Origin of the sequence: Bacteroides sp. AF25-5LB (assembly GCF_003602965.1) — a bacterium.
GTDB lineage: Bacteria > Bacteroidota > Bacteroidia > Bacteroidales > Bacteroidaceae > Bacteroides > Bacteroides uniformis.
Genome location: NZ_QTMC01000009.1, coordinates 119,123 through 133,358, shown reverse-complemented (window position 1 = coordinate 133,358; position 14,236 = coordinate 119,123). Strand labels below are relative to the sequence as shown.

Annotated in this window: 10 protein-coding genes; 8 read left to right on the top strand and 2 right to left on the bottom strand. The window is 50.6% G+C overall.

The annotated features are described in order from the left end of the window. The first annotated feature begins 48 nt into the window (after window positions 1-48). From DWY57_RS11735 to DWY57_RS11710, 6 genes are read left to right on the top strand one after another with little or no spacing between them, the layout of a single operon-like run. Window positions 49-552 (top strand): 4Fe-4S binding protein, encoded by a 504-nt coding sequence (locus DWY57_RS11735; RefSeq protein WP_117599326.1) that lies wholly within the window; start codon window positions 49-51, stop codon window positions 550-552. A gap of 30 nt (window positions 553-582) precedes the next feature. Next, entirely contained in the window at window positions 583-1,095 is a 513-nt protein-coding gene (locus tag DWY57_RS11730; RefSeq protein ID WP_005823970.1) for an NADH-quinone oxidoreductase subunit J, read from the top strand. A 5-nt stretch (window positions 1,096-1,100) separates the two neighbouring features. After that, window positions 1,101-1,409, top strand: coding sequence for an NADH-quinone oxidoreductase subunit NuoK (nuoK, locus tag DWY57_RS11725; protein WP_005823972.1), 309 nt, complete (start codon window positions 1,101-1,103; stop codon window positions 1,407-1,409). A 58-nt stretch (window positions 1,410-1,467) separates the two neighbouring features. Next, window positions 1,468-3,381 carry an NADH-quinone oxidoreductase subunit L gene (gene nuoL / locus DWY57_RS11720; protein ID WP_119961798.1) on the top strand — a complete coding sequence of 638 codons (1,914 nt, stop codon included), beginning with the start codon at window positions 1,468-1,470 and terminating at the stop codon, window positions 3,379-3,381. Between the two features lie 51 nt (window positions 3,382-3,432). Then, window positions 3,433-4,911, top strand: a complete 1,479-nt coding sequence (locus DWY57_RS11715) for an NADH-quinone oxidoreductase subunit M (RefSeq protein WP_117964860.1) — start codon at window positions 3,433-3,435, stop codon at window positions 4,909-4,911. A 39-nt stretch (window positions 4,912-4,950) separates the two neighbouring features. Next, entirely contained in the window at window positions 4,951-6,390 is a 1,440-nt protein-coding gene (locus tag DWY57_RS11710; RefSeq protein WP_117599323.1) for an NADH-quinone oxidoreductase subunit N, read from the top strand. Window positions 6,391-6,525: 135 nt separating this feature from the next. Here the strand turns inward: DWY57_RS11710 and DWY57_RS11705 are convergent, their stop codons facing one another. Continuing rightward, window positions 6,526-9,309 (bottom strand): ATP-binding protein, encoded by a 2,784-nt coding sequence (locus DWY57_RS11705; RefSeq protein WP_117599322.1) that lies wholly within the window; start codon window positions 9,307-9,309, stop codon window positions 6,526-6,528. Between the two features lie 235 nt (window positions 9,310-9,544). Between DWY57_RS11705 and DWY57_RS11700 the strand changes: the two genes are divergently transcribed. Together DWY57_RS11700 and DWY57_RS11695 are read left to right on the top strand one after the other, a co-directional pair. After that, window positions 9,545-12,250 carry a TonB-dependent receptor gene (locus DWY57_RS11700; RefSeq protein WP_119961797.1) on the top strand — a complete coding sequence of 902 codons (2,706 nt, stop codon included), beginning with the start codon at window positions 9,545-9,547 and terminating at the stop codon, window positions 12,248-12,250. Between the two features lie 120 nt (window positions 12,251-12,370). Beyond that, complete coding sequence (locus DWY57_RS11695; protein ID WP_119961796.1) at window positions 12,371-13,543, top strand: hypothetical protein; 1,173 nt, start codon at window positions 12,371-12,373, stop codon at window positions 13,541-13,543. A gap of 120 nt (window positions 13,544-13,663) precedes the next feature. Here the strand turns inward: DWY57_RS11695 and DWY57_RS11690 are convergent, their stop codons facing one another. Then, window positions 13,664-14,089 (bottom strand): DNA-binding protein, encoded by a 426-nt coding sequence (locus DWY57_RS11690; protein ID WP_087332919.1) that lies wholly within the window; start codon window positions 14,087-14,089, stop codon window positions 13,664-13,666. Window positions 14,090-14,236: the final 147 nt, after the last annotated feature.

The window sequence follows — 14,236 nt, the reverse complement described above, 5'->3', positions numbered from 1 at the left end:
CGCCGGAGCAAGATTTCCTTGCGGATAATTTTAATAAAGGCAAAAGTAATGAAAGAAAAGAACTCTTATATCGGCGGACTCATACACGGCGTCACTTCTCTGCTGACGGGTATGAAGACAACCATGACCGTATTCTGCCGACGAAAGACTACCGAACAATATCCGGAAAACCGCTCGACATTGAAACTCTCCGACCGTTTCCGTGGCACGCTGACCATGCCCCATAATGACAAAAATGAACATCGGTGCGTGGCTTGCGGCTTGTGCCAGATGGCTTGTCCCAACGACACCATCAAGGTGACCGGCGAGATGATTGAAACGGAAGACGGCAAGAAAAAGAAGATATTGGCTAAGTACGAGTACGACCTCGGTTCGTGCATGTTCTGCCAACTCTGTGTGAATGCCTGCCCTCACGATGCCATCACGTTCGACCAGGATTTTGAGCATGCTGTGTTCGACCGCACGAAACTGGTCATGACGCTGAACCGTCCGGGCAGCCATGTAGAAGAAAAAAAGAAACCCGCTGCTCCCAAAGAAGAGACAACAAAGTAATTCGTTAATAGTAACTTGTAATTAAACAACATGGAAATAACTCTTGAAACAGTAGTATTCTACTTCCTTGCGGCCTTTATCACCGTATTTTCCATCTTGACGGTAACGACCCACCGCATGGTGCGCTCGGCCACCTACCTGCTGTTCGTGCTTTTCGGTACGGCAGGCATCTACTTTCTGCTGGGTTACACCTTCCTCGGTTCCGTGCAGATTATGGTCTATGCCGGCGGTATCGTGGTACTCTACGTCTTCTCCATACTGCTTACCAGTGGCGAAGGCGATGTCATCGAGAAGTTAAAGCGTAGCAGATTCCTTGCCGGACTGGGTGCCACCGTGGGCGGTGCCATCATCGTAGTATTCATCACTTTAAAGCATAAGTTCATTGCCACTACCGACGTGGAGCCTTTGGAAGTCAACATCAAGACCATCGGTCACCACATGCTGAGCGGTGACAAGTATGGTTATCTGCTTCCCTTCGAAGCTGTCAGCATTTTATTATTGGCATGTATCGTAGGCGGATTATTAATAGCACGTAAAAGATAAGAATTATGATACACATGGAATATTATCTGATAGTTTCGGCTATCATGTTCTTCGCAGGCATCTATGGGTTCTTTACCCGCCGCAACACACTGGCGATACTTATCAGCATCGAGCTGATTCTGAATGCCACGGACATCAACTTTGCGGTGTTCAACCGTTTCTTATTCCCTGGAGGACTGGAAGGATATTTCTTCTCTTTATTCTCCATTGCCATCTCGGCGGCCGAAACGGCTGTAGCCATTGCCATCATGATCAACATCTACCGTAACATCCGCAGCATCCAGGTGAACAAACTGGATGAGATGAAATGGTAAGAGCCAAAATCGCCAAACGATGTTTCTTGAATAGTAATAATTGATAAACATAGTATATATGGAATATACAATATTAATCCTTCTGCTCCCTTTCCTCTCTTTCCTCGCCCTGGGACTTGGAGGTAAATGGATGTCGCACCGCATTGCCGGCCTTATCGGAACTGCAGTACTGGGCCTGGTCGCAGTGCTTTCCTATCTCACCGCAGGAATGTACTTCAGCGCTCCCCGCCTTGCTGACGGTACGTACGAGACGCTGATGCCCTATAACTTCAAATGGCTGCCCTTCACAGAAAGCCTCAGTATCGACATGGGCATTCTGCTTGACCCGATTTCGGTCATGATGCTCGTAGTCATCAGCACCGTTTCGCTGCTAGTACACATATACTCTTTCGGTTACATGAAGGGCGAACGCGGTTTCCAGCGCTACTACGCCTTCTTGTCGCTCTTCACCATGTCCATGCTCGGACTGGTAGTGGCTACGAATATCTTCCAGATGTATCTTTTCTGGGAGTTGGTGGGCGTGTCCTCCTACCTGCTGATTGGTTTCTACTATACGAAACCCGCAGCTATTGCTGCTTCGAAGAAAGCATTTATCGTTACCCGTTTTGCTGACCTAGGTTTCCTTATAGGTATCCTTGTCTATGGATATTATGCCGGCACATACACCTTCAGCCCCAATGAGATGGCGCTGGCAAAGGGCGGTGCGGCCATGATTCCGCTTGCCTTGGGACTGATGTTCATCGGTGGCGCCGGAAAGAGTGCCATGTTCCCGTTGCACATCTGGCTGCCCGATGCCATGGAAGGTCCTACGCCAGTCAGTGCACTGATTCATGCCGCCACGATGGTGGTTGCAGGGGTCTATCTGGTGGCACGCATGTTCCCGTTGTTCATAGAGTATGCTCCCAGCGTGCTGCACATCGTGGCATACGTAGGAGCTTTCACGGCATTCTATGCCGCCAGTGTGGCATGTGTGCAGAGTGATATCAAACGTGTACTGGCATTCTCCACCATCTCCCAAATCGGTTTCATGATGGTGGCGCTGGGTGTATGTACATCAGCCGACCCGCACGAAGGGGGACTGGGCTACATGGCAGGCATGTTCCACTTGTTCACACATGCCATGTTCAAGGCATTGCTGTTCCTCGGAGCGGGTAGCATCATCCATACCGTACACAGTAACGAGATGTCTGCCATGGGCGGACTGCGGAAGTATATGCCCATTACGCATATCACGTTCCTCATCGCCTGCCTTGCCATTGCAGGTATCCCGCCGTTCTCCGGATTCTTCTCCAAAGATGAAATCCTGACGGCATGCTTCCAGTTCAGCCCCACTATGGGATGGATTATGACAGTGATTGCAGGTATGACAGCATTCTATATGTTCCGTCTTTATTATGGTATCTTTTGGGCCGGCTCAGAGCCGGGACAAAAGTCGGCAAGTGATGGGGGCGACAGCCACGTGCCTCACCCCCACGAGAGTCCACTGGCGATGACCCTGCCCCTGATGCTCCTGGCTGTTGTTACGATAGTTGCCGGTTTCATTCCTTTCGGACACTTCATCAGTTCCAACGGTGAAGCATATAGCATCCATCTTGATTGGAGTGTGGCAGGTACAAGTATCGTCGTAGCAGTGGTTGCCATAGCCATTGCCACCTACATCTATGCAGGTAGCCGGCAGCCCGTTGCCAACGCACTGGCACGCCGTTTCAAAGGCCTATGGACAGCAGCTTACCACCGCTTCTACCTGGATGAAGTTTACCAGTTCATCACCCACCGCATCATCTTCGGCTGCATCTGCCGCCCCATCGCCTGGTGGGACCGCCACGTGGTCGACGGCTTCTTCAACTTCCTTGCCTGGAGTGCCGAGGCTACCAGTGACGAGATACGCGGTCTGCAGAGCGGACGCATCCAGCAATATACATTTGTATTCCTGCTGGGCACGCTGGCATTGATACTGCTACTATTGCTATAACCCGAGATCTTTCAATCGTAAATCGTAAATCGTTAAATCGTAAATATAAAGATGAACTTTTTATCATTATTTGTACTCATCCCCTTGCTGATGTTGCTGGGTCTTTGGCTCAGCCGCAACATCGCACAAATACGTGCGGTGATGGTGACCGGTGCATCGGCTCTGCTGGTTCTTTCTGCAGCATTGACCGTAATGTACCTCAATGCACGCCACGCCGGTGCCACGGATGAAATGCTGTTCCGTGCCGACATGGCCTGGTATCCTGCACTCAACATCCACTATTCGGTAGGAGTAGACGGTATTTCGGTAGCCATGCTGCTGCTTTCGGCCATCATTGTCTTTACCGGAACATTCGCCTCCTGGAGGCTGCAACCGCTGACTAAAGAATATTTCCTTTGGTTCACCTTCCTTTCCATCGGTGTGTTCGGGTTCTTCATCTCAATAGACTTGTTCACCATGTTCATGTTCTACGAGGTAGCCCTCATTCCCATGTATCTGCTTATCGGTGTATGGGGGTCGGGACGCAAGGAGTACTCTGCCATGAAGCTGACACTGATGCTGATGGGCGGCTCCGCCTTCCTGCTTATCGGTATCCTGGGTATCTACTACGGTGCCGGAGCCACCTCTATGAATCTATTGGAAATAGCACAGATGCACAATATTCCCATCGAACAGCAACGTATCTGGTTCCCGCTCACTTTCCTCGGTTTCGGTGTGCTGGGCGCTCTGTTCCCGTTCCACACATGGAGCCCCGACGGTCACGCCTCCGCACCGACTGCCGTATCCATGCTCCATGCCGGTGTATTGATGAAGCTGGGAGGTTACGGTTGTTTCCGCATAGCCATGTACCTGATGCCCGAAGCTGCACAGGAACTGGGATGGATATTCCTGATTCTTACCGGAATCTCCGTAGTATACGGCGCATTCTCCGCTTGTGTACAAACCGACTTGAAGTATATCAACGCCTACTCTTCCGTCAGCCATTGCGGTCTGGTGTTGTTCGCCATTCTGATGATGAACCAAACAGCTTGCACGGGTGCTGTTCTGCAGATGCTCTCTCACGGACTGATGACAGCCTTGTTCTTCGCCCTTATCGGTATGATATACGGACGTACCCATACGCGTGACGTCCGCGAACTCTCCGGTCTGATGAAGATTATGCCTTTCCTGGCTGTCTGCTATGTAATCGCCGGTCTTGCCAATCTGGGATTACCCGGACTCAGCGGTTTCATTGCCGAAATGACCATCTTCACCGGTTCGTTCCAGCATCCCGATACGTTCCACCGCGTGTGGACAGTCATTGCATGCAGTTCCATCGTGATTACAGCAGTCTATATCCTGCGACTGGTAGGAAAGATTCTCTATGGCACCTGCACTAACAAACATCACCTCACTTTGAGCGACGCTACCTGGGATGAACGCACAGCGGTCATTATCCTCATAGCATGCGTTGCCGCCCTTGGTATGGCACCATGGTGGATTAGCGGCATGATTGGAGACAGCGTATTGCCGATAGTTAATGCACTGTAAATTGTAAATAGAAAATTGTAAAACAATAAATACATAGTCATGGATTATTCTCAATTCCTCCTGCTCAAAGAAGAGCTTTCGCTGATATTGGTCATCGTCATCCTTTTTGTCGCCGACCTCTTCATGAGTCCGGATGCACACAAGAATGACGGCAAACCGGTGCTGAACACAATGCTGCCAGTTGTTCTGCTGACCATACATACACTTATCACCATCGTTCCCGGTCCTATGGCCGATGCCTTTGGCGGCATGTACCACAACCAGCCTATACAAAGCATCGTGAAATCCATCCTCAGTATAGGTACACTGATTGTATTCCTGATGGCCCACGAATGGATGCGCCGTCCGGACACTGCCATCAAACAAGGTGAGTTCTACATTCTGACACTTTCCACCCTGCTGGGTATGTACTTCATGATTTCCGCCGGCCACTTCCTGATGTTCTTTATCGGCCTGGAAACGGCAAGTATCCCAATGGCAGCATTGGTTGCCTTCGACAAATACCGCCATCACTCTGCCGAGGCAGGTGCCAAATATATTCTCACGGCACTGTTCTCCAGCGGATTGCTGCTATACGGATTATCTTTGATTTACGGTACGGTAGGCACTCTCTACTTTGCCGACATACCGGCACGCCTCACCGGTGACCCGTTGCAGATTATGGCATTCGTATTCTTCTTCTCTGGCATGGGATTCAAAATATCACTGGTGCCTTTCCATCTTTGGACAGCAGACGTTTACGAAGGTGCTCCAAGCACGGTGACAGCCTATCTGAGTGTCATCTCTAAAGGCTCTGCCGCTTTCGTACTGATGACTATCCTCATCAAGGTATTCGCTCCGATGGTGGAGCAATGGCAGGAAGTGCTGTACTGGGTTATCATCGCCTCCATCACAATCGCCAACCTCTTCGCCCTGCGCCAGCAGAACCTGAAGCGGTTGATGGCTTTCTCCAGTATCTCGCAAGCAGGTTACATCATGCTGGGTGTCATCAGCGGAAGCGCACAAGGTATGACGTCGCTGGTATACTACGTGCTGATATATATGTTCGCCAATCTTGCCGTATTTACCGTTATCACGATTGTGGCACTGCGGGCAGGCAAGTTCACACTTGAAGACTATAACGGGCTGTATACCACTAATCCGAAGTTGGCGTTCCTGATGACGCTGGCACTGTTCTCTCTGGCAGGCATCCCGCCGTTTGCGGGCTTCTTCTCGAAGTTCTTCATCTTTGCGGCAGCTTTCGAAGGCGGCTTCCATCTGCTGGTATTCATTGCCCTTATCAATACAATCATCTCGCTTTATTACTATCTGAAGATTGTAAAGGCAATGTACATCAACAAGAGCGACGAACCGATTGCAGCATTCCGCAGCGACAACTATACACGTGCCAGCCTGGCCATTTGCACGCTGGGTATTGTGGTACTGAGCATTGCAAGTGTGGTATATCAATCCATCGATAAGTTCTCATTCGGATTATAACCGGAGGGTATCATCACTCACCACAGATTACGCAGATTGACACAAATTATCTTTAGAAGTTCTGATAATCAAGAGCTTTGAGTTATATTAATCTGCATAATCTGTGGTGAGTGTGTATTTGGGCATATTTTCATACTATACAACCGGCAGCATAAACCAAAAGCATGAGCCTTTCCCCGGCTCACTGTCCACACCGATTGTGCCACCCAACTGTTCTATAATACTCTTGCTGATAGAAAGCCCCAGACCCGTACCATGTACAAACGTATTCAGCTTTATAAAACGACCGAATATCTGATCCTGCATTTCCGGCTCGATGCCAATGCCCGTATCGGCCACATAAAAACGTAAACGAGTTTCATCTACCTTGTCATATCCTACACAGATACTTCCCGCAGTGGTGAACTTGATGGCATTGTTGACAAAGTTGGCTATGACCTGATTCAAACGGTTACGGTCACTGACAATCCGGCATTCCGGCAGATGACGGTCGAAAAGAACTTCCACCCCCGGTTTAGCCTTCATCTTCATGAAGCGCACGATGTCCTCACACAGCACGTTCACGTCCAGCTCTTTTTTCACAAAGTCAAATGTCCCGGCCTCTATCTTGGACAAATCCAGTATATCGGAAATCAGCTGCAACAACAAGTCATTGTTTTCTTCGATAATCGCCATATACCGCCTTTTTTCCTCCATGTCCCCGGTCTCTCCCATCAGACTGGAGAAACCGACAATCGCATTCAGAGGCGTACGTATCTCATGACTCATATTGGCAAGGAAGGCACTCTTCAAACGATCGGCGGTTTCTGCCTTCTCTTTGGCTTCAATCAACATAGCTTCCGTCTCCTTCAATTCCGTAATATCATAGTTGACTCCTATCAGTTCTATTTGTCCGTTCTCCGGTTCAAACAGATTGACGACCACATTGGTACGTACCCAATTCCATTTCCCCTTCTCGCCCGGACGCTCAATACGCATCTCTCCCTGAAAATGTTTGGCTTCACCCACACGGGCCTTACAGAAGAAATCGAGCATCCTTCTGCGGTCGCTGGGGTACATCTTGCTATATATCCCCACAATATCCGCCAACTGGGTATTCTCGTCCTCTCCCATATTCTTATACCATTGCTTGATGGCATAGCCTTTCCGGTCAAGCAAGTTCAGCTTGGCATAACCTACCTTCGCATAATCCGATATAAGCAAGAAGAAATTCTCGAAATCACAGATACGGCTCATGGCATCAATCCGTTCCGTATTGTCAATGTTAATCATGGCATAGCCGGTAAAGTTACCTTTACTGTCATACACCTTGCTCACTTTCGTATAAAGATGTATCACATCCTTCGGCTGTTTGGAAGTGGAGTAATACCCTTCAGTCCGGTCGAAAGCATAATTCAGGCGGAAGTCGACCATATCCTCGGTCTGTATACGTTCTGCCAATTGGGCGGACACATTCGGGTTCTCGAATAAGTTCACTCCAATGACATCCTGTTTGTCACGGACCCCGAATATCTCCATATCCTTATTGTTGATGTCTACCAGGAATCCGTCTTTGTCATAGATTTCCACTCCGGCTGGTATATTGGCAAAGATATTCTTGAACAGTTTTTCGCTATGGTCCAAAGCCAGATGAGTCTGTACCGAGTCTGTCGTATCGAGGAATAACGCCACCACTTCATTCTTTTCCGGAGAGTATATCACCACATGGCAGTGCTTGTTGGTGAGCTCAAAACACATGTCCATTTCCTTATGTGTCCCGGTGTTCACTATCTCAAGCAGATATTCCAGTCTGGGGGCCGCCTCCCTTGAAAAAGACGAGGCAGTCTTGCCGATAAACGCCGACGCGGGTTTTCCCAGAAAATCGGCAAAGATAGAATTCGCATCTGTCACATAATACCCGTAGGGGTTGTCCTTTTCATCACAGACAATGGACATCCGCACATACCCCAAAGGCATATAGCGGAACAAGTTGCTGAGGAAAGTACGTTCGCGCACAGCCTCATCCTTCGTTTTGCGCAACTCTATGCAAATGCTGATGACATTTGCCAACGAACTAAACCATTGGTAATCCTCGTTAGTCCACATTCGGATACGGTCTACCAAATCAATGCCCATATATCCCCATACCTGGTCATTGGCAACCAGCGGAGTTACCATCAAGGACTTTATATTCTGTTTCGCCAGAATTTCATATTCGGCATAGGCGTGCTCCGGCAGTTGCCCCAGTGTTTCCAGCAGAACGGGCTTTTGTGCCATAATCTGTGACGTCCACCACGGCAGGCTGTCGGCTTGGACTCCCTGAAGCATTTCTTTCTCAGGAGCCACTCCTGGAGCCACCACCTCGTATGTGCAGCTCTGGTACCGGCACATCTCATCGTATTGGAATATATAGACACGTCCGCCGCGAAAGAAATCAAGAATATCTTTCAATATGTCGTAAATGCCCGCGCTTATATCCTCGTCTTTCAGGAAGCGGAATAGGGAATGGGATATTGAGGTCTGCCGATAAAGCAAATCGTTCACTCTTTGCAAAGCCTGCTTCGCAGCCTCCTCCTTCGGCATCTCTACGCGCTGCAACACTCCGAAAGCCTTCAACGTACCATCCGGCAAATACTCCTTGTATCCCACGCGCGAATAGACCCAGACCACTCCTTCGGTAGAATAGATGGGAAACGTCTGTTCATAGACCTCCATATTCTGAATGGCAAGGAACTCCCGGCTGATACGCGCCCGATAGTCTTCGCGTATCATTTTACCGAAATCCTCAAAGCTCAGGTATTCCCCTTCCAAGCCTAACAACTTACAGACATATTCGGAACAGAGATACTGCCTTGAAGAAAAATCAGCCTCCCACCAACCTATCCGGCCAAGGATGGAAAGACGCCGGAAACGTTCACTATCGTCACGATGAACAGCCATATATTTATCAATATTGGTTTGAGATACAAAAATAGCCATAAAACTCTAATAAGCAACCATTAGAAACTTTTTTCGTCCCAAGCAGCCTATATATAAGGATAACAAACAATCCGGAAAAATGTGCGGTAACCGAATCGTAATAGATTTGAAAATGAAACGTATGTTCCATGTATCACCGGTGTAACGTCATTGCCTCATCTTTGCAGCGGATTAAAAAAACGTACAAAAAAAAGAGATGAGCATGAAATTAGACTTGGGAAAGATTTTCTTCCTTATTTTATTCCTCACACTTTCCGTCATGGCTGCCACGGCGGGAACCATCAAAGGGACAATCACCGACCGACAAACCAAAGAACCGCTGACGGGAGCCACCGTGCAAGTGAGCGGAACGGTACAAGGCGCCGTCGCCGATTTGGATGGTAACTATACACTGGAGCTGAAAAACGGGACCTATACCCTCACCGTCCGTTACATCGGCTACAAAGACATGACGATAAAAGCCGTAGAGATAAAGGGTGAAACCGTGCTTAACTTCGACATGGAGCCGGACACGCAAACCCTGGGCGAAGTGCAGGTTACCGCCAAGAAGAACCTCGAAGGCGAACGCGCCTTGCAAATGGAACGGCAAAAAGCGACCCTCGCCATCGAAAACCTCGGTTCCAAAGAGATGTCCCTCAAAGGTATCGGCAATGTGGAAGAAGGAGTAAAGAAAATAACGGGTATCTCCATCGCCAGCGCCGGACAGCTTATCGTCCGCGGACTGGGTGACCGCTACAGCACCACCACGCTGAACGGACTGCCCATCGCCTCGCCCAACCCGGACAACAAGCTGGTGCCACTCGACCTGTTCCCCTCGTCCACCGTACAGAACATCACTGTCAGTAAAGTGTATGACGCAGCCGCCTTTGCCGACTACAGCGGTGCGCACATCAACATCAGCACCAAAGAAAACATACCGGAAGATTTCTTCCAACTGAGCCTCAACACGGGTGGGAAGTTCAACACCTTAGGCAAAGACCGCTATCAGATGGACCGCAGCGGCTCGCTCCTGAAGACACCCGGCGTAGACGCGGCCGCCCTCGACATGCCCTTGATGGAGTTTGACAAATACGTGAAGACCCACAATATCTTCGATACCTCCTTTGCCGCCAGCAAGAAGAGTTCGTTGCCCGAACTGGGCGGAAACCTCGGTTTCGGCAAGAACTTCGGTATAGGCAACCAGACACTCAGCCTGCTTGCCTCCTTCAGCGCCAGCAACGGCTACCAGAACATGGAAGATGCCTTCTACAAGACACTCGAAGCCACCGGCACCGTGCAGGACGACTTCTCCTACGACAGCTTTGCGCAGGAACTGAAGCTCGCCGCCCTCGGCTACCTGGGCTATACCCTGCGCCGGAGCGACCGCATAGGCTACACTTTCTTCTACGCCCGCAACGCCATCGACACCTATCAGCGCCGCGAAGGTACTGATGCCGAAGGACACGAGCTGACCGGCAGCAACAACATCATGCACATATACACCCTGCAAAACCATCAACTGAACGGAATCCATAACTTCGGCGAGAGCGACAGGTGGCAACTGACTTGGGGAGGCTCGTACAGCAAGACCGGCAGTGAAGAGCCCGACCGCCGCCAAGTGATGTACGTCAGGGACAACGACGGCAGCCTCAGGCTCTTCAAGCTGAACCGCCAAGAGACCATGCGCTACTTCGGCAGCCTGGACGAAGAAGAGTGGAACGCCAACCTCGCCATGCGCTGGAAGTGGAACGACACCAGCCACCTCAAGCTCGGCTTCAACTACAAGGACAAGAACCGCGACTATAGCGCTACCCGCTTCTACTACAACCTGAACAAACTGAACCCCGTCATCACCGACATCTACAACACCGACGGCTTCCTCAACCAGCAGAACATTGCCGACGGACAAATCGTGGTACAGCGTGTGATGCAGCCCAAAGACAGCTACCGTGCCGGAAACGAAATCTACTCCACCTACCTGCTGACCGATTTCTATCCCACCGAAGCCCTCTTGGTGAACCTCGGCCTGCGCTACGAAATGAGCAAGCAATGGGTGCGCTACGCCAGCGACGGCGGCGACTGGTACTCCCGTCGACGCAATTTAGACAAGAACGACCTCTTCCCCGCCCTGAACCTGAAATATGCGGTGAACCCCGCCAACAGCATCCGCTTCTCTGCCTCGCGCACCGTCACCCGCCCCTCGTTCATCGAGATGGCACCCTTCCTCTACCAAGAGTCCTACGGTTCGGCACAAATCCGCGGTAACGAAGAGTTGCAGAACGGTTACAACTACAACTTCGACCTACGTTACGAACGCTTCGGCAAGGACGGCGACATGCTCTCCGTGACAGGCTACTTCAAATACCTCGACAGCCCCATCGAACGCATCCAAGACCTGCAAGGCGGCGCCACGCTGCACAGTTTCAAGAATGCCGACAACGGCATGGCTGCCGGCGTGGAGCTGGAGATGCGCAAACGGCTCGTCAAAGACCTGCACCTGGGTGCCAACATCAGCTACATGTACACCAACGTGAAGCTGCCCCAAGGCGGTGCCTACACCAACAAGGAACGTTCGCTGCAAGGTGCATCGCCCATCCTTGCCAATGCCGACCTCACCTACTCGACACGCTTCGGTGAAGACAGGCAACTCAACCTCGCCCTGCTCTACAATCTGCAAGGCAGCCGCATCCATGCAGTAGGCGTGTCGGGTCTGGGCGATGTCAGGCAACAGACGCTGCACACGTTGAACTTCAGCGCCGGATATAGCCTAAACAAACACTTCAACCTGAAGCTGCAAGTGAACGACCTGCTGAACCGCGATGTCATCTTCAAGCAAGATGTGCCCACCACGGGGCAGGAAATGGAAGTGGAACGCTACCACAAGGGAACGAACTTTGAGGTGGGAATAAGCTACAACCTATAAAGTCTCCCACCCTCCCCCTGAAGAGAACGGAGAACACTCTTTGACAAACAAGCTGATTTAAGAGAATCAATCTGAATGACAGATAGATAAATTGGATATAACAACTAAAACAATTGAATTATGAAAACAATGAAATGGAAATTCTACTCTCTGGCCTTTGTAGCCGGAATGTCTATCCTCACCGCTTGCAGCAGCGACGACAACAACGACAATGACGGCAACGGAAACGGCAATGAAATCGAAAACGGTACGATACTGAAAGGTACCATCACCTCCGACGTGACCCTGGCTGCCGGAAACACCTACAAGCTGAGCGGCGAATACATCGTAGAAGAAGGCGCCACGCTCCACATAGAGGAAGGCGTGAAGATTATCGCCGTCTACGATGACATCGCAGACTACATCCTCGTGAAACAGGGCGGTAAAATCAACGCCGTAGGCACGCCGGACAAACCCATCGTAATGACCAGCGAAAAAGAAGAACCGGGCGCATGGGGAGGCATCCACATCTGCGGACGCGCCCACACCAATGCCGAAGGCGGCAAGGGAAGTTCTGAAATAGGTGGCGCCGTTTACGGCGGCAACGATGATGCCGACAACTCGGGCACGCTGCAATACATTCGTCTGGAATACACCGGCTTTGCCTTCGATGAAGAGCATGAAGCCAACGGTATCTCTTTCTACGGCGTAGGCAACGGTACCATCGTGGACCACTGCCAAGCCTACAAAGGTTCCGACGACGGCTTTGAGTTCTTCGGCGGCTCGGTAAACGTGAGCAACCTCGTAGCCGTAAGCTGTAGCGACGACTCCTTCGACTGGACCGAAGGCTGGAACGGCAAAGGCACCAACCTCGTGGCTTACCAAGAAGCCGAATCCACACTGGGCTACGACTGCGACTGCCTGATGGAGTGCGACAACAACGGCAGCAACAACGCCGCCACTCCCGTTGCCCACCCCGTATTGAAGAACCTCATCCTCGTCGGCAACGGCGGCAGCAAGCAAGGCATCCGTCTGCGTGCCGGCACGGAAGTGGAAATAGACAACGCCAAGATCTGCGGCAAAGGCCAACCCCTGACCGTGGAAACCGCCCTTACCGAAAACGCCCTAAAGAACGGCACTTCCAAGCTGACCAACATCACCCTCACCGCCGAGCTGAGCAGCAAAGAAGGCATCTACACCCATGCCGACTTCATCGCCGTGACAAGCAACAAGGTGAACGCCAACCTGAGCTACAGCTCTTTCGAGGACATCAGGAAAGAATGCAGCTGGATGAACGGAAGCTGGGTGAAGTAAAAAAAGAAGCACTCGCAAGACTATAAAAAAACACACAACTTCTTCAACAGCGTGCCCCTCGAATGCCTTTCCTGCTTCAAGGGGTACGTGCTGTTTCAAGAAAGAAACTAAAAATACCGTTTACTTCTTCTTCAGCTCCTTCTTCAATTCTTGAACCTGAAAGCTGAACAAGTCCAGACGACGGCAAACGCGCTGCATGAAACTGCCTGCCGCCCTGAAGCAGATACGCGAAATGCGCACTTTATCTGCCGTGCAGTCCTCTATCCGTTCCACCGGTTCGCTGGTGATGGAGGGGAAAAAATTTCCAAGTCCCTTGATGTTCACCGTGCGTCCACTGGCCAGATAGTCCGCTATAATATCCGGCAGTTGCACCAGCACGGACTGGGCATCGCCCACCTGCAGGGAGCTGACAAAAGCCAGTCTCTTGGCAAGTTCATCGTTGCTCACCGGTTCAGGCTGAAGCACTTTTGATGCCGCATAGTAGCGCACCACTTCCTTGTCTCCACTCTTGTCCACCTTCTTGCGGACCACATAATTCATTGACATACCAATCTTTCTTTTAATTAGGTTAGCAAAAAAACGAAAGATATTCCCACCCGGCGTGAAACACATCTACAGCCTACGCACACAAAGCCTATACCTTACGGTAAAGACTCCGTGACCGAATACCTTTCACTATATAACTGAATACCT